This window comes from Pelorhabdus rhamnosifermentans, from assembly GCF_018835585.1.
Taxonomy (GTDB): domain Bacteria; phylum Bacillota; class Negativicutes; order UMGS1260; family UMGS1260; genus Pelorhabdus; species Pelorhabdus rhamnosifermentans.
The window spans coordinates 21,340-46,779 of record NZ_JAHGVE010000011.1; the positions used below are offsets into that span (position 1 = coordinate 21,340).

Genomic DNA, 25,440 nt, shown 5'->3' on the forward strand with positions numbered 1-25,440 from the left:
TGCAATCGCATGCAACCCGTTTGTTATCAATGAAAGGGTGAACAAAGATGAATAAAAACCGATTAGACGAGATTATTGATGAAAAGCAAGAATTGTTTATTGCAGCAAGTGATCAGATTTGGAACTATGCCGAAACAAAATTTCAGGAGGTTCAATCAGCTGAAACTTTGTGCCTTCTTTTAGCCAAAGAAGGGTTTGAAATAGAAAAAGGTATTGCCGAACTTTCCACGGCTTTTGTCGCCACATTTGGCAGCGGATCACCTGTTGTTGCACTTCTTGGCGAATATGACGCTTTGTCAGGATTGAGTCAAAAAGCTGGTGTGGCACACAAAGAAGCAATTGTTGAAGGAGGCAACGGTCATGGCTGCGGCCATCAGTTATTAGGCACAGGTTCGTTAGCTGCGGCAGTGGCTGTTAAAAAGTATCTGGAAGAAAATCATATAAAAGGAACGATTCGTTATTATGGGTGCCCAGGTGAAGAGGGTGGTTCAGGCAAGGCTTTTATGGCTAGAGCGGGTGTTTTTGATGATGTCGATGTGGCATTAACTTGGCATCCTTTATCCTATAACGCTGTTTGGTCTACTTATTTTCTAGCTAACTATCAAGTAGCTTTCAAATTTCATGGAAAAAGTGCTCATGCGGCCTCAGCTCCCCATGTGGGAAGAAGTGCTTTGGATGCCGTTGAATTAATGAATATAGGTGTGAATTATTTACGCGAACATATTATTCAGGAAGCTCGTGTCCATTATGCTGTAACAAATACAGGCGGTGTATCCCCCAATGTCGTTCAGGCAGAAGCCGAAGTGCTCTATTTAGTGCGAGCGCCAAAATTAAATCAAGTTCAGGAAATATATGAACGCGTCTGTGATATTGCTAAAGGAGCAGCTCTCATGACAGGCACAGTATGTGAAATCATATTTGAAAAAGCCTGCTCAAATTATATTCCCAATCTTCGGCTGGAACAGCTGCTACATGCCAATTTACAGGAAGTAGGTGTTCCACAGCTTGATGAAGCTGAAAAAAACTTCGCTCAGGAAATTAAAAGTACACTGTCTGAACAAGATTTAAATAACGATTTACATATGGCAGAACTTTTAATGGGCAAACAGGATCCCGAACTTTTAAGTCTGATAAAAAACCAGGAGGTGTCAGATGTCATTTTACCGTATGCTCACGCTGCATCATTGTTGCCAGGTTCCAGCGATGTAGGCGATGTCAGCTGGATTGTTCCGACAGCTCAGTTCAGTGTGGCCTGCAATGTCATGGGTACGCCGGGCCATTCGTGGCAGATGGTGGCCCAGGGGAGAGCCGGTTTAGCGCATAAGGGTATGCTCATTGCCGGGAAAGTGCTGGCAAGGACGGCTTTGGATGTTTTCTGGCACCCAGGAGTGGTAGCAGAAGCGAAAAACGAATTGAAGCAAACGCTGGGCGGTGAGTGCTATGTCTCGCCGATTCCGCCTGAGGTGAAACCAAAGTTCAGTGAACAATAGCTTTGTTATTCTATTGATAGAATAAAGTGGTATACTGGTTTTAAAAGTAATATGATTCATTCAAGAGGGGGTATTTTATGTTAGAACAAATTGCTCAGTGGAAAAGTGTTCGAAAATTTTTACCTCAGCCTGTGGAAAGAGAAAAAATTTTGGCTATCATGCGCGCAGGACGCCGAGCACCTTCATGGAAAAATATTCAGTCATGGAAGTTTATTGCCATGACTGGGGACGAAGATAAGGAAGTGCTTGCCGCTGGATTTTCTATGAAAAAGCTTATCACTAAGGCTCCGGCCGTTATTTTATGTGTAGGCACGTTAAAATCATGGGAACGTAGCCATCAGCGGGACTGCTTAAAAGAATTGCTTGCAAATACAGGAATTATTTTGGAAAGTGAAGAAATTGAGAAAAAATTTTTAAATAATGATATAGCTAAATCGTTTGCCCAAAAAAATTCTTCCCTAGTTGCCCGAACGTTTGAGAATATAGGCATCGCCTATGGATTCATGATTCTCGAGGCTATGAATCAAGGGCTTGGGGCGTGTATTGTTGGAGAAATTGCCAACGAATTAGCAGAAGTGGATAGCATAAAATATCAGAAAATTAAATCCCAATTTGGCTTGGATGATTCGGAAATAATTACTGCCGCCATTATTTTAGGCTATCCAGCACAAGAATCAGTCGTAAGTCCACGCAAATCGGAAGAAGAAATTTTTGAGTTTCGTCAGTAAGGTTGCTCGATATTTTGGAGGGGGAACAGGAGGGGGGATATAACTATGGAGCAGAATGTGAATGTTGAAAAATTGAGTCAGCAGGAATTGGCTAAATTAGCGATGGACATGTTCCATCGGACACTTGTCCATCACGTATTTTGGTTTAAAGAGGTGGAACATCAGCTCGGTTTTGAAAAAGCACTGGAAATGATGGGATCAGTCTATGAAAAAAGCATGGGCATTCAATTAAATCGCTTGGGGAAACTTTTTGGGTTTAAACTTGTTGACGGTATCCCTGAACCTTTGCTTGACATGCCAAAGGACAAGCTGACTGAGTTAATTGAAATTTTAGGATTGAACTGGTTGGCTGGTGATGGAATTTGGTTTCAAGCCGTAGAGTCTAAGGAGGGAATGCTTGATGCTAAACGCTGTAATGATTCCTGTTGGGCTTGGTTTGCTCCCTTTGAGGCATGGTCAATTAAACGTTTTTTAGAACTGCCTGATCAGCCTGGCATTGAGGGACTCAAAGCGGCGCTCAAACTGCGTCTTTACGCGAAAATCAATGTACAGTCTATTATTGATGAAGGCCCGAATCGTATTTTATTTCAGATGAATGACTGCCGAGTTCAGTCGGCTAGAAAAAGTAAGGGACTTATCGATTATCCTTGCAAGTCAGCGGGACTTGTCGAATATAAGACGTTTGCTCAGGCCATTGATAAGAGAATTAAAACGGAATGTATCGGTTGCCCGCCTGATGATCATCCCCAGGAATGGTTTTGTGCTTGGCGATTTAGTATTGAATGACGAAGGTATCAGAAATAAATATGCGATAAAAATATTTTGGAATAAAAGGAAACTGTAAAGTTACGGCGAAGATATATGAAAGATAGTGAAAAGGTGAACTAACTTTCTTGCTTATGCTAAAAAAACGCGATTGTGAAAAGCAATATTCAGAATATTTAACTTTGTCAACTATTTGAAAGCCAGCTGTCGCCAAGTTAGATCTAGCATTTTTTTTTGGAAGGAGGTGACAAAATGTCAGCGTTGCAATCTCATGAGACAACCATAGAGAAGCGTGGCTTAGTGCTCGTTATTACAGGGAATGGTAAAGGCAAAACAACGGCTGCGTTTGGGCAGGCATTGCGAGCAATTGGACAAGGATACAAGGTATGTGTGATTCAATTTATGAAGGGGATGAAGTATGGAGAAGTTTTGGCGGCAGAAAAATATTTCCCGGATTTAAAAATTATCCAATCTGGCCTTGATAGTTTCGTCATGCGGGATAATCCAACTCCAATAGATATTGAGCTTGCCAAACAAGGTCTTGAAAAGGCCAGAGAAATTATTCAAAGCAAAGCATATGATATGGTCATATTAGATGAGATTAATGTTGCTGCTGATTTTCATTTAATTCCTGAAGAAGAGATTCTTGAGCTCATAAGAAATAAGCCGACTGAGTTAGATCTGTTATTAACTGGACGCTATGCGTCAGATAAGATAAAGGATTTGGCTGATACGGTCAGTGAAGTGATGGAAATTAAACACCATTATAATGAAGGAATTAAAGGGCGAGCTGGCATTGAATATTAATTATATGAATACGAAAAACCAAGCAATTTCTATACTAAACCTTGGGGGGAGTAAAGATTGTTTACCAAAGACGTATTGGATAAATCAAGTGAACTAAGATCAAAATGGGAAGATGAAGTAAGAAAAGGTGTGGCAAAACATGCCGACCAAAAAGAAAAATGGACGACTGTTTCTGATTTAGGCATTAAGAGAATCTATGGCCCAGAAGATGTTAAAAATTTAGATTTTGAAAAGGATATTGCTTATCCTGGACAATTCCCATTCTTACGCGGCAATCAACCAACAGGTTATCGGGGAAAATATTGGACATTTCGTATGTTCGCTGGTATGGGAACGGCTGTTGAGACAAATAAACGTTGGCATTATTTGCTGACTACGGGCCAAACGGGTCTGAGTACGGCATTCGATTTTCCTACTCTTATGGGTTATGATTCCGATTCGTCGAAAGCTAGAGGAGAATGTGGAAAATGTGGCGTAGCCATTGATACGATTGAAGACTTTGGCGACCTCATTAAAGGTATTCCATTGGACAAAATCAGTACTTCTATGACAATTAATCCGCCTGCAACCGTTCTATGGGCTATGTATTGTGCATCAGCCGAATTGCAGGGTATTCCATTGAACAAGATTAGCGGTACGATTCAAAATGATATTCTGAAAGAATTTATTGCTCAGAAAACCTTAATGTGTCCGCCAGAACCTTCTGTCAAACTCATTAGTGATACCATTGAATTTGGTACGAAATATGTGCCAAAATGGAACACTGTGAGTATTAGTGGTTATCATATTAGAGAAGCTGGCGCAACGGCTGCACAGGAATTGGCGTTCACGCTGCGTGATGGTATTGAATATGTGGAAGATGCTATTAACCGTAAAGGTTTGCAAGTGGATCAATTTGCTTCCCGGTTGTCTTTCTTCTTTAATTCGCATATTGATTTCTTTGAAGAAATTGCTAAAATGCGGGCAGCTCGTCGGATGTGGGCCAAGATCATGCGTGATCGTTTTGGTGCTAAAGATCCCCGTTCTTGCTGGATGCGGTTCCATACTCAGACAGCAGGCTGTTCACTGACTGCTCAGCAGCCTTATAATAACGTTGTTAGAACGGCTACAGAAGCGTTAGCTGCTGTTTTGGGCGGCACTCAGTCCCTACATACTAATTCATTAGATGAAGTATTGTGCCTGCCTTCTGAACATGCTGTGCAGATTGCTTTAAGAACGCAGCAAATTCTAGCTGAAGAAACGGGTGTTGCCAATACTATCGATCCTTTAGCAGGTTCCTATTTCGTTGAGTCGCTTACGAATGAAATGGAAGAAAAGGCTTGGGAATATATTCATAAGATTGATGACATGGGTGGCATGATTAAAGCCATCGAAAAAGGCTATCCGCAGATGGAAATATCTGATGCTTCTTATAAATTCCAGCAACAAATAGATTCCAAGGAAAAAGTCATGATTGGTGTTAATAAATATGTTGAAGAAGACGAAAAAATCGATATTCCACTTCTGGCAATTGATGATTCGGTGGAAAAAGAACAGCTCAAACGTTTGGCTTCAGTCAAGAGAAGACGCGACAGCCGTAAAGTATCACAATGCTTGAAAGATCTTGCCAGTGCATGTAAAAAAGGCGACAATGTGATGCCTTATTGTATTGAAGCTGTTAAAAATTATGCAACCGTTCAAGAAATTTGTGATGTTTACCGTGAAGTTTATGGTGAATATCGTGATCCTGGCATATTCTAATCGAATAGTGAAAGAATGAATGGAATCACTGATTAACTGACTTAGGGAGGTAAGTTTGATGTCTAATAGAAGAATTCGTATACTTGTGGCTAAACCCGGTCTTGATGGACATGATCGTGGGGCCAAAGTGCTAGCAAGAGCTTTTCGTGATGCTGGTTTTGAAGTAATTTATACAGGGTGCCACCAAAGTCCTGAACAAGTTGTTTCAGTTGCAATTCAGGAAGACGTAGATGTGGTTGGATTAAGCTGTCTATCAGGAGCACATAAGTTTTTGTTCCCTGAAGTAGCTAAACAGTTAAAAGAAAAAGGCGCCGAAGATATTATTGTCATTGGCGGCGGCATTATTCCTGAACAGGATATGCCTGCCTTGTATGAAGCTGGGCTCAAAGAAATCTTTACACCGGGAACGACACTGGATTCAATCGTTGAATGGATCAATACAAATGTGACCGCAAGGGCGTGACATGATGGAAGATTTAAGCAAGAGGGTTTTGGCCGGAGACATTCGTGCCGCCTCTCGACTTATTAGAAATTTAGAAGATCAAATACCGAATACGCATCTTGCCATGCGAGAAATTTTTACTGCATCCAGTAATTCCCATGTTATTGGGATTACTGGTGCCCCCGGTGCGGGGAAGAGTACTTTGACAGATGAACTCATTGCGACTTATCGGCAAGATAAAAAAACGATTGGCGTACTTGCTGTGGATCCTACAAGCCCGTTTTCAGGCGGGGCCATATTGGGTGATCGTATTCGTATGCTACGGCATTCGGAAGATGAGGCTGTATTTGTAAGAAGCTTGGCAACGAAAGGATCTTTGGGTGGACTTTCCAAGGCTGTTGGCGAAGGAATTCATGTTATGGAAGCCTTGGAGAAGGAAAAAATCATCGTTGAGACCTGTGGTGTGGGGCAGCAAGAAGTTGATATTATTAACCATGCCCATACAGTAGTTGTTGTGCTTGTACCGGGGATGGGGGATGAAATTCAAGCCATTAAAGCGGGATTGATGGAAATCGCCGATATTTTTGTCATTAATAAGGCTGATCGGGACGGCGCAGCAAAACTCTATCAAGAACTACTCAATATTGTTGCTATGTCTAAAAAGAACGGGTCGAATGCCAAAAATGGCTGGACCATTCCAATTTTAAAGGTTGGCAGTGTCCTTGAGCCCAAGGAATTTGCCAAGAGTGTGGAGCTTTTACGTGACAAGATTGAGGAACATTACAAGTTCTTAATTGAAAGTAATCTGTTAGCAGAACGTAAGCGTCGTAAAGCTGCTGCTGAACTGAATGAAGCCTTGTGGGCGACTATTTTCGAGCCTGTGCTGAATGAATTGCAGGATCAAGGCGAAACGGAAAAGATGGTTGATCAATTAGTTGCCAGGGAGATTGATCCTTATACACTTGCTGAAGAAGTAGCGCAGCGCTATATGAAGAAGTAACGAGGAACTGGAGAGAAAGCAGCTATGGATTTGACCCCAAAAGCGGAAATTGATGCAAGGACAGCTCATTTGCAGCAGAAGTTAAGTCAGCAGGGACTTGACGGAGCTCTTATTCTATTAAACAGCGATATGTTTTATTTTGCCGGGACAGTACAAAACGCTTTCCTTTATGTACCAGCTCAGGGCGAATCCGTACTGATGATAAAAAGAAGTTTGCAACGCGGTAAGAATGAATCGCCGCTTATGAATATTGTCGCTATTCGGAGTCCTAAAGAAATTCCAACCCTTCTCGCATCTTTTGGTTACAAAAGCTTGGATAATGTTGGAATGGAATTAGATGTATTGCCTTTTAATCTATATCAAATGTATAAAAATATTTTTTCGAATGCTGAGTTGAGCGATATTTCTCCGGCAATTAAAGAAATTCGTGTCATCAAATCATCTTATGAAATTGGGTTCTTGCGTAAGGCATTAAAAGTTTCTGACGAGGCTTTTAAGACTGTACCTGATTTTTTGCGAGAAGGCATGCCTGAAATTGAACTTGCGGCATTATTTGAAGCGGAATTACGTAAACGTGGTTTCGCTGGTTGTTGTAAGCTGCGTGCTTTCAATCAGGAGTTTTTCTATGGCGATGTTTGTAGCGGTGAAAGTGGCTTTTTCCCGAGCTTTTTTGATGGACCCATTGGTGGACCAGGTGTTTGCGTATCCCATCCCAATGGGGCTGGCTGGAAAAAAGTAAGGCGCAATGAGCCGGTGCTTATTGATTATACGTCAATTATTCAAGGCTATACAGGCGATCAGACTCGGATGTTCTGTATTGGAGAATTGTCACCCAAACTAGAGCAGGCTTTTCAAGCGGCTCTACAGATTGAAACAGAAGTACTTAAAATCATGAAACCAGGTACTCCAGCTGAAGAACCTTATCTCCTGGCGTTGAAATTGGCCGAAAAATTCGGTTATCAAGATTACTTCATGGGTTATAAAAAAGATCGCGTGAAATTCCTGGGCCATGGTATTGGTCTGGAATTAGATGAGTGGCCGATATTCGCTAAGGGATTTAAGAATCCATTATTGCCTGGCATGACATTTGCTCTTGAACCTAAATTTATCTTTCCTGACGGCGCGATTGGAATTGAAAATAGCTTTGTTATGACGGAAACAGGGCCTGAATCATTAAGTATTACTCCTGAGGCTATTACTTATGTGAAGTAGAAACACAATAAAGTGAATATAAAGGAGAACTTACATTGAGTAAACCGAAAAAAATTACACTAAAAGAAGCCGGTGCACTAGTTCATGATGGTGATCAGATAACTTTTAGCGGTTTTACCATCTGGAGACGTCCGGTAGCACTTTGTTATGAGCTTATTAGACAAGGAAAAAAGGATTTGCATTTGTTTGAGGTCCAAGGCGGCTATCACAGCGATTTACTTGTCGGTGCAGGCTGCGTAAAAATCTGGGAAGGTGCCTGGATGGGGCAAGAAATGCTGGGGAAAATCGGGGAGAACTTAGCCCGTAAGCAGATTGCCGGTGAAGTTCTTGTTGATGACTATAGCCATGGTCATACTGCTGGGCGATTGATGGCAGGGGCCTTGGGACTGCCGTTCTTTCCCTGTGCACTCGCGATGGGGACAGATATTTTTAATCCGGAATATGATCAATTAGCTCATGCAGGTTTAAGAGACGGCAAGCATCGCAATATTCCAGCGCAAAAATATGTCATGGCGAAAGACCCTTTCTTTGGCCGGAGTGATTGTGTGCTGCTACCAGCTGTCAATCCTGATGTGGCGTTGGTTTATGCACCAATTGTGGGTGATGAAGGGACGGTCCGCGTTCTTTCGCAAAGTTATAATGATGCAGAAGTCATTAAAGCTTCAAAAAAAGTCGTCGTTATTTGTGAAGAAATTGTTCCAGACAGTTATTTACGTTCCGATCCTACAGCAAATTTAGCATCTGGTTACGAAATTGACTACATCGTGGAATGTCCTTGGGCTGCTCATCCGACAGGTTCGCAGTTTTATTATGATTCTGATGCAACGTTCCTTAAGGATTATAATCGTAACGTACGGAGTCAGGAAGCTTTTGATAAATTTGCTAAAGAGTGGATTTTTGGCGTTGATTCTCACGAGGAATACTTGGAAAAACTCGGTGTACGTCATTTAGAAGAATTACGTGCCAGCCAAATCATGGGCTATTCAACGCGTATGAAAAGGGGGAAGAGATAATGGCTGACTCTAGCGAATACTGCAAACCTGGCGAATTTAAACCTATCGATTTATTAGCTGCTGCAGCTGCCAGGGAAGTATGTGACGGTGACGTTGTTTTTGCTGGTACCGGGCTTCCCATGCTGGCCATTACATTAGCGCAAAAGGAACAGGCTCCGAATGCTGTCTGTATTTATGAAGCAGGCAGTATTGATGGAAGGCCCTTAGATATTCCAACTTCTGTCGGTGATGCTCGTTGTGCTTATCAGGCTTCGAAGGCTTCAGGATTATTTGAAGCTTTTTATGGACAGCTCCATGCTGGGTATGTTGATCTTGGTTTTCTAGGCGGAGCTGAAATTGATAAGTATGGTAATGTGAATTGCACGGTTATCGGTGATTACAATCATCCGAAAAAGAGATTTACAGGAAGTGGTGGTAACTCCGATATTTGTTCCTATGCCAAACGAACGGTATTTATTATGGTGCAGGAAAAGCGCCGTTTTAAAGAACACGTGGATTATGTAACTTCACCAGGCTGGCGCGTCAAAAAATGGCCATCAGGTGAATGGGCCTCGAAACAGGAAGTTTATGGCTCCTATTTTAAAGGTGGCGTTTCTACTGTTATTACGGATATGGCAGTGTTTCGTTTTGATGAAACAGGAGAAATGTATCTAGATACAGTGCATCCTGGCTTTACTGTTCAGGATGTCGTAGATAATGTGGGCTTTAAACTCAATGTTTCGCGTGTATCAGGAGAAACATTACCACCTACGAAGAAACAGGTTGACTTACTTTATAACAAAATTGATCCTGAAGGCATCTTTTTGCCTTAACCGATTTCATACCAAAAAAGACTGCACCTTTGGGTGTCAGTCTTTTTTGGTTTCTTATGATGCGCTATTACGCTAAAACGGTCGTGATCACTATGCCAGCTGCTAGACCGAGCAACGTTGGCCACAAGTTTCGTCTGGCTAGATCGGATGGGTCAACGCCTGCCATGGCTGCTGTGACTGACAGAAAGCCCCATGGGACAAGTGTAGCACCTGTCCAAATAGCTGCCATTTGGGCTTGAGAGGCAAGTATTGCAACATTGGCACCAATCGGTTTGCCTAAAGCCATAGCGATGCTTGCCCCTAAAGGAATGGCCGCATAGCCGGATCCGTCAAAGGCGGCCAGCATTCCGGCAATGGTAACCATAATGGATACCATGAAAGTGTTAATGGGGATGTAGGCGGCAATAAAATATCCCCAGTCAAACATGAGCCCTTGAGCATTTTTGTCTTTGAGAATATCTTTTAACGAATCGCCGCCAAGCCAGAAAAAACCGGCGATAATGACAACGGGTCCGAATACCTTTACAGCAAACATCCAGCCAGTGCGGGCATGTCCCATTACCTTGGCAAAAGCGTCGCCTTTGTATTGGAAAATAGCGCTAATCATGGTAATCATGAGCACGGTGCCGCCGATTAGCGCTGTTGCATCGCCGCCTTTGAGGTTGAACTGAAACATAAAATAGACGTCAAGTAATAAAGCCAGTGGAATAAACCAAGCCATGATCTTGCCAATTGGACTTACCTTGAAGGTAGCCGTAGCGGCCACAGCTCGCTTGGCCATTTCTTCATTGCTTATCGTTGTTTCAGCCCGTGTTTTGTCTTTGCTGTTAATAGTCCGTTTGGCGATAATAAAAGCTGTAATAGCGGCAATTACCGATACAGTTGCCCAGACAGGCATATTGGCAGTCATAATATCAGCAACAGGTATTCCCGTCATTTTGGCGGTTACAGAAGGTGTTCCTTGTATAATAAAATCACTCGATAAGGCAATGCCTTTGCCAAATATGGATAAGGACATAGCGGCTATGATAGGCGGCAATCCGCCAACAATGGCTAGTGGAAGCACAAGAGCTCCCAATAGAGCCACAGCTGGCGTTGGCCAAATAAACCAGGACAATACAAGCATGGCTAAGCCAATTACCCAGTAGGATATACTGGGTTTGCTTAACAGACTGCGGATGGGAGTAACCATTAGGCGGTCTGAGCCCATATCTTCCATTGTTTTCGTCATCATGACTACCAAGGCAATAACAATAATAATATTCAGTAAATCTGTAGTGGCAGCAAGGATGGCGTTGAAGGTTACCATGAGTCCGCCCATAATATTGCCTTTGAGTACAGAACCAACTACGAGAAGTCCCAGCGAAGTAGGCAGTAAGGCATCTCGCCGTGTTGCGAGGCAGCCGAGGGTAACAATCACGAAAAACATAAATAGTCCGTCAGCGACAGATAGTGTGACAGTGTGCATGCAGTTTCTCCCCTACCTTTTTTTCGTGGCAGCTGCGTCTAAATGGGGCTGTGCAAGGGGGATGGCAAAAAAGTCTGTCATATTGGCTTGCTGGACACGAGTGTTAATTTGCTGAATATCTGTTGTGTAAAGATTTTTTTCCTTCATGCTTTCGAAATATACAGAACCGGAAAAAGTATATTTTTTTGTTAGACCCTCTTTGGTCTGCATCTTCTCTCTTACATGAGCGATGGCGTCACCACAAGCTAGGCTTTGCGGGATTTCAATGGGAGACAGACCGACAGCGCAGCGTGCTGCATTATGACCTGCTAGCGTTCCTGTTACAATTGCTTCGGTATGGCCAACTAATAGACCGGCCTTTTCACCGCCGCAGAACACATTCTGCAGTCCTTCTACCTTCAGGGAATTGTCTCTTGGCAGCATACCAAAATAACGCATGGAATTACCAATACCACCTGAATAGGGATCTTCAAAACGGGCATTCGTGCAGCCTGGAATTTGGCGCAGCAGGTCTAGTGGATAATAAGCTGACATGAGTTTAGCATGCCCCGTATCTAACAGGACAATGTTTTCAGCAAATTCTTTCAGGGCATATTGCTGACACGCTTTTTGGCCAAGAGAGGCCATACTTTTTTGCAGGTGTGAAGGCACTGGAATAACACAGACACCTGTGCGATCAAGTTTTTCTCTTACGTCAGGAGCCAGGGAGTCTTTGTGAAGTTTGCAGGAACCACTCATAGCACCAAAAGTACCATCCGCTTTTTGACCGATGATTTCTTTTACACCAGCCTTGGCAGCAATGCTAAAGCGTGGTCCGAAAGTAGGGCAGCGATAAATACACATGGCGCAGCCGTTGCCATATTTCATGCAGTTTACTTGGGGTCCCGCTGTACCAGCCGTGTCGACAAAGGCATCACCAGTCGCTTCAATGACTTCATTACTATGATATACGTCGGCAATGACTTTCATGATTTTTCCATTTTGCCCAACGATATCTTTGATACGGGATTTTAAATGAATATTGACTCCCGCATCAAGCAGTGTCTTGCGAACGGCTGGTTCAATGCGAGATACATCATATAAATTAGCATGTTTGTGTCCTGGAAATTCAATGTTTTTGTGTCGAGAATTGTTGTCACAGACTTTGAATAAATCGCCGCCACCCATGGCAATCATTTCTTCAGTTGCAGTAAAACGCCCATTGTTCCGCATGATACCCCCAACGAGACCTGTGCCAAGCAGCATATCTGTTCGTTCAAATAATTCTACGTCAGAGCCTGCTTTTCGTGCAGCTAGTGCTGCAGCACAACCTGCCCAGCCGCCGCCAACAATTACAACTTTCTTCATTTCTATTCCTCCTTAAAAAATAAGAGTAGATAAGAAGGAAGCCTTCATACCTACTCGACGTTGAGTGAATTTGAATTATGAGTCGATAGAAGATCCGTAAAAATAGCTAGAATCTTATTACGGGTATCATAGTTATTTATTGTGGAACATCGACTATCAGTAAATTCTAGCATGTACTATTCTAGCTGTATTTATAAAGTCCTGCTTGAGTTTCTCATTTGATTCATGAAAATAATGAAAATTGAACAATTTTTGCAGGAAAATAGTTATTTTTATCGAATAGTAAAAAATTAGAAAACAAAATAATTTCCTGTATATGTATAAAATAGGTCACAATGGCGTGCCGAATTAGAATCATTATCTAATTTTGGCACGCCTATTTATCATAGGTGGTTGTGGTAAATTTTATACTGTACATAGCTACTCATCTTTGATGAGTTAACTTGAAATATTCAACTTACCGAGATTCCAATAAGCGGAGCAATAATGGAATAGACAAAAAAATTGAGGAGGTATTGTGATGGACTATTTACCAATTATTTCAAATAGGTTGACAGATATTTCTTTTGCGGGAATTCGAAAGGTATTTCAGCGGGCCAATGAAATAGAAGCGCAAGGGAAAAAAGTGATTCATTTTGAAATAGGGCGCCCAGATTTTGATACGCCGTCTCATATTAAAGAAGCGGCGAAAGTAGCTCTTGATAAAGGATATGTCCATTATGCGCCTAATAATGGACTGCCTGCTTTACGTGAAGCACTGGCCATGCGGCTCAGAATAGATAAAGAATTGAATTATGACTTAGAAAAAGAAATCATGGTGACAGCGGGAGGACAAGAAGCCCTATATTTAACTTTTTTAAGCTTATTAAATGATGGAGACCAAGTGATTATTCCTGATCCTTCTTTTGGTCCATTTGCCCTCGCTATTCAATTGGCTGGTGGTATTCCTGTGAAAATTCCACTTGAGCCAGATGAAAATTTTTCCTATGATTTAACAGCGGCTAAACGTGCATTAACACGGCGAACCAAAGCCATCCTCGTCAATTCACCACATAATCCTACAGGAGGTTGTTTAACGAAAGAACAATTAAAAGAAGTGGCTGATTTTGCTGTAGAAAATGATTTAATCCTGATCTCTGATGAGGCGTATGACAAAATGATTTATGAAGGAAACTTTGTATCGCCAGCTAGTTTTCCAGGTATGCAAGAGCGGACTGTTATTTGTGGTACTTTGTCAAAAACTTATGCAATGACAGGTTGGCGTATCGGCTATATTGCAGCTTCGGAAACAATCATTGGCGCAGCTATTCGTCTTCAGCAGAATGTTATGCTGTCCTTGTGCACCTTTGCCCAGTATGGGGCCATTGCGGCGCTTACAGGGTCTCAAGAGTGTGTAGAGTCTATGGTGCGGGAATTTGCCCGGCGCCGATTGCTTGTCCTTGGCAGGCTGAAGCAAATTCCAGGTCTTGAACTCAACGGAATACCGCAAGGTGCTTTTTATGCTTTCCCTCGCGTTACATTGCCTAATATTACATCGGCGCAAGTTGCCAATTATTTATTGAATCATGAAGGTGTCGCTGTAGTCGATGGATTGGCTTTTGGTCAGGGAGGCAACGGCCACTTCAGGCTATCTTATGCTGTATCTTATGATGACTGTCGTATCGGATTGGAGCGCATTGATGAGGCTATGAAAGTACTTAGAAAGTTATAAATTAAAGAGAAAGAAGGCTGTTTTTATGTCAATCATTGTGAGTGTAGTGCCTAAATGGCGATTTGATGCTTCTCATGTTGAGATACCGGCAAAATGGAATGTCCGTTTTGTCACACCTGCTACGGAGGATGAATTAGTTGCTGCTTGTGAAGGTGCCGATTGTCTGTTTGTGCCAGCGACTTTTCCAGAGATTAATGCTTCTATACTGAAACGAATCCGTCATATCAAATTGATTCAATCTGTTGGGGCAGGCTTTGATTTGATTGATGTTGAAGCTGCCGCAAATGAGGGGATTCCTGTAGCGAATGCTCCGGGTGCCAATGCCAATGCTGTTGCCGAATATACCATTGGGCTCATAATTGCCCTGCAACGCCAAGTGATTGTCGCTGATAGCGAAACAAAAGCTGGCAAGTACAGCGAAGTGAGAAAGAGTTTGTTAGCACATGGATTGAATGATATGGCGGGCAGCGTGATTGGATTGGTTGGGATGGGGGCTATTGGGCGACGGGTTGCACAAATTTTAAAAATTTTGGGGGCTTCAGTGCAGTATTATGACTGCTTCGGCTCAGCGGCAAAAATTGAACAAGAGCTAGGCATTCAGTATGCACCATTACGGGAACTATTGAAAGGTTGTTCGATGCTGAGTCTCCATGTCCCTTTGACGAAGGAAACACAGGGCTTAATTGGGCGAGATGAATTGATGCTTATGCCTAATGGAAGTTTTTTGGTGAATACAGCCCGGGGGGAAGTGGTTGATCAGGTGGCTTTGGCTGAAATGCTTGAATTAGGCCATATCGGCGGAGCGGCAGTAGATGTTTTATCGCCTGAGCCGCCACAGTCTGATCATCCTTTATTAAATCTTTCATTCAAGGCACGCCAACGTCTGATTGTAACACCTCATATTGCAGGTGTTACAATAGGATCTTTTGGAGAGATGCTACGCATGTCACTTGATAACATTGATCGAGTACTTTGTCATAAGAAGCCGCTCTATGTCGTCAATATTAGGGAGTGAGAAAAAGTGAAAAATATATTGATTACATCGAAAAGTTTTGGCAGTCAACTGGACCGCGAGCATAAAGAGCAACTTATTCAATACTTCGAAGAAAATGACTGTCATATTATTTGGAACTCGACAGATCATGCCATGAGTGCCCAGGATATTATCAATGTAGATGCAGAGCAGTCGCTTGATGCCATTGTTGTTTATTCAAGTTCGGATGAGATGAACCATACTGTTTTTGAGTATTGTCGAAATTTAAAAGTCGTTTCCAGGCATGGTGTGGGTATTGAAAATATTGATGCTCTTGCGGCGAAAAGGGCGGGAGTGCAAATTAAAACAACAACAGCCATGCCCGGCAATGAAACGGTTGCTGATCTAGCATTTGCCCTTTTGTTATCTGTGGCAAGAAAGGTGACTGTTATTGATGCTCAATTACGTCAGAACCATTGGCATCGTCCTATTAGTCGTGATGTATGGGGAAAAACATTAGGTATTATCGGTTTGGGACGGATTGGAAAAGCCGTTGTCAAGCGTGCACAAGGTTTTGGTATGAACATTTTAGCTTATACAGGTCATCCCGATAAAAATTATTTGAAAAAGAATGGTATTACCTTATGTACCAAAGAAGAGCTTATTGCCAAAGCAGACTTTATTACTTTGCATTGTACATTGAATGAAGAGACGCGAGGACTTATCGGGGTGAAGGAATTTTTTTTAATGAAACGAACAGCTTATTTAATTAATACTGCCCGATCAGGTCTCGTGGATCAACGTGCTCTGCTTGAGGCTCTTAAGAACGACGAAATTGCGGGTGTGGCTATTGATGTTTTCGATATTGAACCTGTTGTGGATGATCCCTTAATCAAGGAAAATTTGGAGAATGTCGTAGCGACAGCCCATGTGGGATCTTATACTTTTGATTCGATTAAACGAATGGATTTTCTTGTAGCTGAAAATGTTGTTCAAACCATTTAAGCCTAATGATATAAAGACATTCTATTTATATAAACATCCTTGTAGAGTGGACTTTTGGTCTTCTTTATCTTCAGGATGCTTTTTATTTTGAACTTTTTTTGTATATGTGTTATTATTACACGGGTAAATGACAGGGTAAAGTTGTTAACTAAGATTGTTAAACATACTTAAATTTAATCATTGAAAGAGGTTTATTACATGAGTTTATTTCGGACAAAAAGCCTTGCGTCTTTTCAGGAAAAACAAAATCAACAGAAATTGCAAAAAAATATGGGAGCACTTGATTTAGTTTTGCTTGGCGTCGGGTGTATTATGGGGACAGGCATCTTTGTTTTTACGGGAGTTGTAGCTGCTACCTATGCCGGACCTGGTATTATCATTTCCTTAGTATTATCAGCGATTGCCTGTATATTTTGTGCTTTATGTTATTCAGAACTGGCAGTTGCTGTACCGTTTGCTGGCAGTGCCTATACCTATTCCTATACGGCCTTGGGAGAATTTTTTGCCTGGATTGTTGGTTGGAGTTTGGTTCTCGAATATATGATTGCGGCGAGTCTTGTTGCGGCAGGATGGTCGGCATATGTTATGGGTCTTTTTAAATCAGCAGGCATGGCTGTTCCTAAAGCTTGGACTGCCGTTGCTGCTGATGGTGGGATTATTAATTTGCCAGCTATGTTTATATTGCTGTTTCTCAGCATACTTCTATTGCACGGTACCAAAGAGAGTGCTACGCTAAATAAGTTTTTAGTAGGTGTGAAGTTATTAGCTGTCTTCATCTTTTTATTTTTAGCTGGGCCTAAAGTAAATACAGCCAACTGGTCGCCATTTTTGCCATTTGGATTTTCTGGCGTTATGACTGGAGCTGCTGCCATGTTTTTAGCCTACATTGGTTTTGATTGTGTGGCAACGGCTGCCGAAGAATGTAAGCATCCCAATCGTGATTTGCCGATCGGTATTATTGGATCGTTAATTATCTGTGCCGTCCTTTATATTTCTGTCTCGGCTGTGCTTACTGGAGTTATACCTTATCAAGAGCTTAATAATGCTGAACCCGTGGCATTCGCCTTGCGGCAAATCGGTTATAATTTAGGTTCGGCTTTGGTGGGCACCGGGGCTATCGCTGGTTTGACAACTGTTTTGATGGCGCTTTTGTATGGTCAAACGCGGATCTTTTTTGCCATGTCCCGTGATGGATTGATTCCTGCCGCCATTTGCAAGGTCCATCCTAAATATGGAACTCCTCATATTATTACTACTATTTCAGGTATTCTTGTTGCTATCATAGCTGGATTTACGCCGGTTCATATTATGGCTGAACTCGTGAATATTGGGACACTTGTTGCTTTTTTGGCAACTGCTGTGGGTGTACTTGTATTACGTAAGAGGGCACCTGATTTACCGCGTCCCTTTCGTTGTCCTGCTGTTTATTTTATTGCACCGGCAGCCATTCTTTCTTGTGTTTATCTTATTTACAGTCTGCCTGTTGAAACGTGGATTCGTTATGCTGTTTGGACGGGTCTGGGGCTTGTCTTTTATTTCGTCTATGGATACCGCCATAGTGCTCTAATTCTTGCTGAAAAAATCACTAATCAATAAGGAAAACAGGATAGCGATAAAATAAGGTATTCCGTATCACTTTTATGTGATACGGAATATTTTTATAGATAGGTACACTATCATATGATTCATTGTTCAAATTTGGATAAAATATGTTATATTATATATTGTTGGTATTATATATACAACAAAGGTGAGATAGAATGAAGTTGTTAATTATTGACGACGAACAAAGTATGCGAAAAATATATGCCGCACTTGTAAAAAATTGGGGTTATGAAGTACTGTTTGCTGCGGATGGTTTGAGTGCATGGAAAATACTTGGGGTTATTGATGAACCTATTATTGTACTACTGGATTGGGTTATTCCAGGAATGGATGGTATTGAACTTTGTCAGACCATCAAAGGAGGGGAGAAGGCACTTCAGACTTATATTATTATGGTAACAGGCAAAAAGAATGATGCCGATGACGTAGTCAGAGGTTTTGAAGCAGGAGCAGATGATTTTTTAACGAAGCCTATAGCTGCCGGAGAGCTTAACTGTCGGTTAGCTGTGGGGAGACGTACTTTGACTTATCAATATGAACTGGAGCAACGAAATCACTCTTTGCATGAGACAACAAAAGTAATGGAAAACGTTATGCGAGAGTTAAGTGCAGCCAATAGCCAGTTAAAAGAGCTTTCAAGGATTGATGAAATGACAGGTATTGCTAACCGTCGACGCTTAGAAGAATATTTATCTCAAACCTGGCATTGTGCTTTGCGGAAAGAGGAATTATTAACTTTGGTCATGGTTGATGTCGACTTTTTCAAGCTCTATAATGACACATATGGTCATCAAGCTGGAGATGAATGTTTAAAAAAAATCGCTAAGTTATTAGCAGCAGGTATTCATCGTCCTAGTGATCTTGTTGCTCGATATGGCGGTGAAGAGTTTGCCATTGTTTTACCTAATACGAATTCTGACGGTGGACAGACAGTCGCAGGAAGAATTCTAAAAAAAATAGATTCGCTTGCTTTGCCTCATAAGAATTCACCGATTCATTCTTATGTTACGATTAGTTTAGGCATTGCTACGATGATTCCCAAGCCCCAGTTGTTTTATAAAACACTCGTTGAGCATGCCGATAGTGCTTTGTATCAAGCAAAGCAGGAGGGACGGGCTCAATGGAGTCTCTGTGTAGATTAAAAAGAGGTGCTTAGTGTGATCGATGATGAGAACTTGCTGCGAGACTTTGTCATTGACGCGAAGGAACATACTGAAACCATTGAGGTAGGATTGCTTCAATGGGAGCAGGGTCAATATAATCAAAAACTCATAAATGAAATCTTTCGTGCAGCTCATAGTATTAAAGGAACGGCTGGATTTTTTGAACTGAAAAATATCGTCGACTTATCGCATGCCATGGAAAGTGTGCTTGGTAAAATAAGAAGTCAAACTGTGATTGTTGGGTTACAGATCACAGATATATTATTGGAAGCAAATGATGAACTAAAGAACTTATTAGAGCATGTTGCAGATAGTGAAACAGTTGATATTTCTCATTACATAACAAAATTGCGCGCTGTTATTACATTAGATCAAGGGACTTCTTTATTATGCGTATCATCCCAAAAGCAAGGTAAAACAGACGATTGGTGCATGAAATATCGTGAGAAATTAAAAAAGATTTGTAAGCATGGTCGAAAATTTTATCAATTTATTTCAAAATCTTTTTTGAATAATGGGAATGAAGAAGAATTTTGTGTCAATATGGCGAGCAATATTCAGTCTATTGGTACGTTGCTTACTTATTATATACGCGATAATTCAGCGCAGACAAGTACGCTTCCAGTTTCGGGTAAAAAGGTGGTTTTTCTATTTAGTACAGTTTTAGAGCATGAGCTTGTTGTCATGGCTTTGGGGGCAATCGAAAGTGAAATTGTGCAACTTGATATTCATAGACAAGAAGCAGAAATATTTCAATTGTTAGTAGAAGCGGAGCGAGGGCCCGATGCTCAAGAAGCGGTTCTTCCAGCATTATCAGTGGAAGAGCCGCAAAGTTTTTTTGAGGATGAAAAAGCTTTTCACTCGAATCATGTTGAAGAACGAATTAAAGTTGCTGTGGATGTGTTAAATGAGTTAGTAAATTTGTCTAGTGAAATGATTTTAGCAAGAAATCAGTTAGTACGAACGCTTGCAAACTGCACAGAACCGGTACCAGGTATTCGGCCTATTCTACAAAAAATGGATCATACCATTACAGAAATGCAGGAAAAAATTATGCGTACCCGGATGCAACCTGTAGCGAATTTATTTCATTCTATGCCGCGTTTAGTACGCGAGTTATCAAAAAAATTGAGGAAAAACCTTGATTTGCAAATACAAGGTGAGCATGTTGAATTAGATAAATCTATTATTGAAGGTCTCGTTGATCCTTTTACGCATTTAGTTCGTAATGCTTTGGATCATGGTATTGAATTACCAGCGGTACGAAAGAAACTAGGCAAGGATCCAAGGGGAAAGTTAGAAATCAAGGCTTATCATGAAAGTGGCCGTGTTATTATTGATATGAAAGATGATGGGGCAGGGCTTCATTTAGATAAGATTAAGCAGCAAGCTTTGCGTCAAGAAGTAATTACTGCCGAGCAAGCGGCAAAGATGAGCGAGGTTGAGCTGATTCAACTGATTTTTCTGCCGGGCCTCTCTACTGTGAACCAAGTCAATGAGCTTTCCGGACGTGGTGTGGGATTGGATGTTGTCCGATCAAACATTGAGAAATTAGGGGGAACTGTAGAAGTTTATACAGTAATCAATAAGGGTACTACTTTTCGGTTGATTTTACCCTTGAGTTTGGCAGTGATTCCTTCACTGATTATTACTATTGACGAGCATTCTTTTGCTTTGCCTCAAGTGAATTTACAAGAAATTGTACGCATGGGTTCTGACTTGACCGCGAGGAAAATCGAATGGGTCCAAGGGTATGAGGTGATTAGAATGTCCGACGGGTTAGTTCCAATCATTCATCTTACTGATGTTATTGGCGTGCCTCATGCTGAATGTTCTCAGTCTTTGGCTGCCAAGATATTGATTTTAAAAACAGGAACAAAGAAATTTGGTCTTGTCATTGATTCGATTGATGATTGGGAAGAAATTTTAGTTAAGCCTCTCTCGCGTTATTTAAAGAAACAACAGGCTTATTCTGGCGTGACTATCCTAGGGGATGGTAGGATCGCTCTGGTGTTAGATGTCGATGGCATTGCCAAGGCGGCAAGCTTGCTTGTGGTGGAGCAAGCGGTTCGAAAATTTTCTACTGATGTGTTTATAATGGATCAACAAAATTCGGACGAGCAAGAAGTACTTCTTTTTCAATGTTCTGGTCCGGAAATACTGGCTCTGCCTTTAACGATGATTGCACGAGTTGAGAAAGTTCAGGAACAGCAGATTGAAAGAATGGGAAGTAAGGAGTATTATCATGTGAAAGGAAAGATTATACAGCTAATTAGGCCGGAAGACTATCTCCCTATTACCATGAATTCTGTGTTACAGCAAACAGCTTATCTTGTGATACTGAAAAAATTCAGGCCTGCCGTAGCGTTGGTCGTATCAAAAATTGTTGATACCGTTCAAGCTTCACTGCAAGTTCTAGAAGGTGGACCTGAAGCGAAAGGGCTATGGGGTTCAGTTCTTTTGCATGATAAAATTGTTTTGAGTGTTCATGCTGAGGAACTCTTTCACATGGCTTACTGTGAGGCCGAAAAAGGGAGAATTTTGGCACAAGGGGGACAGTCCCTATGACAGGAAAAATCTTAACATTTCAGCTTGGTGCAAATGTATATGGCATGGATATAGCTTTTGCGAAAGAGATTAATCAGAATGTTTCTTACACGATTGTTCCTGGGGAGTCGGATGAGATTGTTGGACTTTTAAATCTAAGGGGAACCGTGATTACTTTATTCAATTTAGCGGCCATACTGCAGTTTCAATCAGCCGAAATGACTAAGCGAAATCACTGCATTATTTTAAGAAATTATGCTGATGAGTTCAATCAAGCAGGCTTTTTTATTGACAAACTGGGTGATGTTATGGATATAACATCCAATATGTGTGAAGAGCCGCCAGCTCAAATGAAAAACGGACAAGACTGTTATATTTCTGAGGTTGTGAGGTGTACGAATCAACTGATACTTGTCCTGGATATTCCTAAAATATTTGGTGCTAAAACAAATTCATTGCCTTGCTGAGCCTAGAGAGGGGACTATCTTATGGAAGGGTTTAGAAATTTAGGTATTAAAAAGAAACTAGCGGTTTGTTTTCTGATTCTCGTTGCTATTTCGTGCTTAATCGGTATGGTAGGAATAATTAATATTCAAAATATTGCTGTCATCGATCATGATTTATATGAAAAAGATACGATGCCTATTGCGAGTCTAGGCCAGGCAGCTATTGCCTATCAAAAGATTCTATCTAATACCGGACAAATTATAATGGAACCGGATCAAAGAAAAAAACAGCAAGTTGTTAAAAATATATTCACTCTTTCTCAGGTACTGGATCAGAAGATCGCTGATTTTGAAAAAAATCAGCAAGGGGAGGAATCTTATCAGAAATTTAGTCAATTAAAAACAATTTATAAGAATTGGCAGTCTACGCAAGGCGAAGTATTAGAATTAGCATTGACTGGCCAAAATCAAGCAGCGGCTATGTTGTATAATGACAAAGAAATGCAAGAGGCCAATGAATTGGGGCAAGTATTTGATTCGTTTATTGATCTGCAAGTAACGCAGGCGGGGCAAAGAGCACAAAGCAATGGACAAGTTGCTAAAACAGCAACAAAGGAAATGCTGGTTTTACTCGTGATTTGTTGTTTAGCAGCACTCGGGTTAACAGCATGGATTACGCTGCTTATTACACGGCCGATTGAACGGTTAAAAGCCTTGATGATACTTGTTGAAAACGGTGATCTTACGGTTCAGGAAAAAGTTGTTACTCATGATGAAATTGGTGGGCTTATCGTTTCTTTTAATAAGTTTATTGTGATTTTGCGTAAAATGGTGCAGGATATTTCTAATACGACACATGTTTTGAATCAGTCCTCTACCCATATGCTTCAGGTATCGGAGACAGTCGCATCGAACAGTGAGGAAATGAGCGTTCTTACAAGTGGTTCGAATTCGGCTGTGTCCGTTGTTACAAAACAAACTCAGCAGGTGGCTGAGGCTGTTGTTGCTACAAATGATCAAATTCATTCTATTTCGGCTGCTACAGAAGAAATATCGGCTACCATTCAGAGCTTAGCTTCAGCTTCGGAGCAGGCTTCAGTTAATTTGATACAAGTGACGAAGCTTGTAGAAAAAATGTCCACAGGAATTAATGTTGTAGCTGGTTCATCAAAAGAGGTTTCGGGCTCTGTAGCGCATGTTGTTACGGCGGTAAAAGAAATTAATCTTTCTTTGAATGAAGTAAGCAAAAATTGTGAAGAATCCATTATTGTATCGAAAGAGGCGGAACATCAGGCTAAGGAGACAACGTTTATTATTAATAGGCTGAGTGAATTATCTAAAAATATTGGCAAGATTGTTAATTTAATTGATGATATTGCGGATCAAACGAATATGTTGGCCTTAAATGCCGCTATTGAAGCTGCTGGAGCAGGAGAGGCGGGGCGGGGTTTTGCTGTTGTAGCCAATGAAGTTAAAGAATTGGCCAAGCAGACATCTGGGGCAACAGATGAAATTGCTAGTCAGATTGAAACGATGCAAGCGGAAATGGCTGATGCTGTGAGGGCTGTCAGTGGAATTACACAAGTCATTAGTAATGTCAGTGGTAATAGTAAAAATATTGCTGCTGCTGTAACGGAACAGTCTGCTGTTATTGGGAATATTTCAGCTGCTATTGTGAAGGCTGCTGGACAGGTGAATTTAATATCAGATGAAATGAATAATATTGCTGAAAGATCATCTCATATTGCGCATGGTGCTCTTGAAAGCACCCAAGGTGTTAAGGATACAGCTCATTCTGTCAGTGATTTATCTATGGCTGTCAGTCAACTTGCCAGGAGTACAGAAATGGCTTCGGTCCGTGTGAACGAAATGGCTGAAACAGCTCAGGTTTTTGCTACGAATACAAAAGAAATTTCTCGCAGTATCAGTGAGATGGATAAAGCTTCGAACGATACCGCTGCAAAAGGGGCGGAAACACGTAAGGCGGCCGATGGACTTGTGGCTATTTCGACAGATTTAGCGCAATTAACGAAACGGTTTAAAATATGATGTTTTGATTTGTTAGGGATAGAATTGGTGGGGGTATCAAGTGGAAAAACTAAAAGTATTTGTTGTTGATGAAAATGCAATGGATCGGAAAATATTATCTGATGCTGTGTATGGTACAGGGCTGGCCATTGCTGTGCAAACGGCATCAAATGGCAAGATTGCCTTGGAAAGGCTGAAACAACAAACTTATGATGTTGTATTGTTAGGTGCTTTGATGACAAAAGCAGCGGGCCTTGAGACGTTGGAACAAATGAAACATTCTTATCCAGAAATGATGGTTATTGTGGTAAGTGCTGAAGCGGTAGAACAGAGTGTAGTTTCGATGGGGGCGCTAAAACATGGTGCTATTGATTATGTTTTGAAACCAAATAAAGAGAAGAACTCCAGTATTGTTTGGCTGCAAAATATTTTACGTTCGACGTTTTTAGAAATTATGGTCCAAAAATCCATGCATTTTAGGAATGAATGCGGATTGACAATGGATCAGGACAGAAAAGCAGAAATCCTTCCTATGAAACAAGGAGATTTTAAGGGAAAACCGGATGTGATTGTTATTGCTTCTTCAACTGGGGGCCCAGAGGCGTTAGGCACTGTGTTAGCGGGACTTCCTGCCGCCATAAAACAACCTATTCTCATTGTCCAGCACATGCCAAAAGATTTTACGAAGCTCTTAGCTGAAACATTAAATAGAAACTGCAAATTGCCTGTTTCTGAAGCAAAGGCAGAAGACGTTGTTCAGACTGGCCACATCTTTATTGCTCCTGGCGGTCAACACATGACAGTTAAAAAAAGTGCGAGTGGTCAAAAAATAATTCACTTGGCGAAGGATAAGTTTGTAAATGGTGTTTGTCCGGCAGCTGATGTTTTATTTCACTCCATTGCAGAAGTGTATAGCGGGAAAAAAGTCCTCGCGTTGATTCTTACGGGTATGGGACGGGATGGTAAACAGGGCGTAATGGCTATGAAGCAAACTTGTGACTGCTACTGTATGACGCAAAGTGAGCGCAGTAGTGTTGTATATGGTATGCCAGGCAGTATTGCTGTTGCTGGATTATCGGATGAAAGCGTTGATTTAAAGCAAATACCGCATAGGTTAAGGCAGATTTTGTTAGCATAG

The 25,440-nt window shown here is 41.4% G+C and carries 21 protein-coding genes; 19 read left to right on the forward strand and 2 right to left on the reverse strand.

The annotated features are described in order from the left end of the window. Window positions 1–47 precede the first annotated feature (47 nt). From Ga0466249_RS14080 to Ga0466249_RS14125, 10 genes are all read left to right on the forward strand, one after another. Window positions 48–1,490 carry a M20 family metallopeptidase gene (locus Ga0466249_RS14080; protein ID WP_215830104.1) on the forward strand — a complete coding sequence of 481 codons (1,443 nt, stop codon included), beginning with the start codon at window positions 48–50 and terminating at the stop codon, window positions 1,488–1,490. Between the two features lie 77 nt (window positions 1,491–1,567). Then, on the forward strand, window positions 1,568–2,218 hold the full coding sequence (locus Ga0466249_RS14085; RefSeq protein ID WP_215830105.1) for a nitroreductase family protein: 651 nt from the start codon (window positions 1,568–1,570) through the stop codon (window positions 2,216–2,218). A gap of 45 nt (window positions 2,219–2,263) precedes the next feature. Beyond that, window positions 2,264–3,004: a DUF6125 family protein gene (locus Ga0466249_RS14090; RefSeq protein WP_215830106.1), complete on the forward strand. Its 741-nt coding sequence runs from the start codon at window positions 2,264–2,266 to the stop codon at window positions 3,002–3,004. A 231-nt stretch (window positions 3,005–3,235) separates the two neighbouring features. Further along, window positions 3,236–3,790 carry a cob(I)yrinic acid a,c-diamide adenosyltransferase gene (gene cobO, locus Ga0466249_RS14095; protein WP_215830107.1) on the forward strand — a complete coding sequence of 185 codons (555 nt, stop codon included), beginning with the start codon at window positions 3,236–3,238 and terminating at the stop codon, window positions 3,788–3,790. Between the two features lie 57 nt (window positions 3,791–3,847). Beyond that, entirely contained in the window at window positions 3,848–5,530 is a 1,683-nt protein-coding gene (locus Ga0466249_RS14100; protein WP_215830108.1) for a methylmalonyl-CoA mutase family protein, read from the forward strand. A 58-nt stretch (window positions 5,531–5,588) separates the two neighbouring features. Then, a complete protein-coding gene (locus tag Ga0466249_RS14105) occupies window positions 5,589–5,993 on the forward strand; it encodes a cobalamin B12-binding domain-containing protein (protein ID WP_215830109.1) in 405 nt (134 codons plus the stop codon). Between the two features lies 1 nt (window position 5,994). Further along, window positions 5,995–6,972 (forward strand): methylmalonyl Co-A mutase-associated GTPase MeaB, encoded by a 978-nt coding sequence (meaB, locus tag Ga0466249_RS14110; protein ID WP_215830110.1) that lies wholly within the window; start codon window positions 5,995–5,997, stop codon window positions 6,970–6,972. A 24-nt stretch (window positions 6,973–6,996) separates the two neighbouring features. Continuing rightward, window positions 6,997–8,184 (forward strand): M24 family metallopeptidase, encoded by a 1,188-nt coding sequence (locus tag Ga0466249_RS14115; protein WP_215830111.1) that lies wholly within the window; start codon window positions 6,997–6,999, stop codon window positions 8,182–8,184. Window positions 8,185–8,219: 35 nt separating this feature from the next. Further along, on the forward strand, window positions 8,220–9,197 hold the full coding sequence (locus Ga0466249_RS14120; protein WP_215830112.1) for a CoA transferase subunit A: 978 nt from the start codon (window positions 8,220–8,222) through the stop codon (window positions 9,195–9,197). Then, a complete protein-coding gene (locus Ga0466249_RS14125) occupies window positions 9,197–10,009 on the forward strand; it encodes a CoA-transferase subunit beta (protein ID WP_215830113.1) in 813 nt (270 codons plus the stop codon). Before Ga0466249_RS14120 ends, Ga0466249_RS14125 begins: the two co-directional genes overlap by 1 nt. Window positions 10,010–10,076: 67 nt before the next feature. Here the strand turns inward: Ga0466249_RS14125 and Ga0466249_RS14130 are convergent, their stop codons facing one another. Both Ga0466249_RS14130 and Ga0466249_RS14135 read right to left on the reverse strand, forming a co-directional pair. After that, a complete protein-coding gene (locus Ga0466249_RS14130) occupies window positions 10,077–11,477 on the reverse strand; it encodes a hypothetical protein (protein WP_215830114.1) in 1,401 nt (466 codons plus the stop codon). A gap of 12 nt (window positions 11,478–11,489) precedes the next feature. Further along, on the reverse strand, window positions 11,490–12,824 hold the full coding sequence (locus Ga0466249_RS14135; protein WP_215830115.1) for an FAD-dependent oxidoreductase: 1,335 nt from the start codon (window positions 12,822–12,824) through the stop codon (window positions 11,490–11,492). 520 nt (window positions 12,825–13,344) lie between these two features. Between Ga0466249_RS14135 and Ga0466249_RS14140 the strand changes: the two genes are divergently transcribed. The 9 genes from Ga0466249_RS14140 (at window position 13,345) to cheB (ending at window position 25,440) form a co-directional block, all read left to right on the forward strand. After that, a complete protein-coding gene (locus Ga0466249_RS14140) occupies window positions 13,345–14,535 on the forward strand; it encodes a pyridoxal phosphate-dependent aminotransferase (protein WP_215830116.1) in 1,191 nt (396 codons plus the stop codon). A gap of 25 nt (window positions 14,536–14,560) precedes the next feature. Continuing rightward, window positions 14,561–15,550 carry a 2-hydroxyacid dehydrogenase gene (locus tag Ga0466249_RS14145; protein ID WP_215830117.1) on the forward strand — a complete coding sequence of 330 codons (990 nt, stop codon included), beginning with the start codon at window positions 14,561–14,563 and terminating at the stop codon, window positions 15,548–15,550. Between the two features lie 6 nt (window positions 15,551–15,556). Beyond that, window positions 15,557–16,513: a phosphoglycerate dehydrogenase gene (locus Ga0466249_RS14150; RefSeq protein WP_215830118.1), complete on the forward strand. Its 957-nt coding sequence runs from the start codon at window positions 15,557–15,559 to the stop codon at window positions 16,511–16,513. A 198-nt stretch (window positions 16,514–16,711) separates the two neighbouring features. Next, window positions 16,712–18,109: an amino acid permease gene (locus Ga0466249_RS14155; RefSeq protein ID WP_215830119.1), complete on the forward strand. Its 1,398-nt coding sequence runs from the start codon at window positions 16,712–16,714 to the stop codon at window positions 18,107–18,109. A 164-nt stretch (window positions 18,110–18,273) separates the two neighbouring features. Continuing rightward, window positions 18,274–19,260: a GGDEF domain-containing response regulator gene (locus Ga0466249_RS14160; protein WP_215830120.1), complete on the forward strand. Its 987-nt coding sequence runs from the start codon at window positions 18,274–18,276 to the stop codon at window positions 19,258–19,260. A 15-nt stretch (window positions 19,261–19,275) separates the two neighbouring features. Then, window positions 19,276–21,849, forward strand: coding sequence for a chemotaxis protein CheA (locus Ga0466249_RS14165; RefSeq protein ID WP_215830121.1), 2,574 nt, complete (start codon window positions 19,276–19,278; stop codon window positions 21,847–21,849). After that, a complete protein-coding gene (locus tag Ga0466249_RS14170; RefSeq protein ID WP_215830122.1) occupies window positions 21,846–22,295 on the forward strand; it encodes a chemotaxis protein CheW in 450 nt (149 codons plus the stop codon). The genes Ga0466249_RS14165 and Ga0466249_RS14170 overlap by 4 nt, the downstream gene beginning before the upstream one ends. A gap of 21 nt (window positions 22,296–22,316) precedes the next feature. Further along, window positions 22,317–24,323: a methyl-accepting chemotaxis protein gene (locus Ga0466249_RS14175; protein ID WP_215830123.1), complete on the forward strand. Its 2,007-nt coding sequence runs from the start codon at window positions 22,317–22,319 to the stop codon at window positions 24,321–24,323. 40 nt (window positions 24,324–24,363) lie between these two features. Continuing rightward, window positions 24,364–25,440 carry a chemotaxis-specific protein-glutamate methyltransferase CheB gene (gene cheB / locus Ga0466249_RS14180; RefSeq protein WP_215830124.1) on the forward strand — a complete coding sequence of 359 codons (1,077 nt, stop codon included), beginning with the start codon at window positions 24,364–24,366 and terminating at the stop codon, window positions 25,438–25,440.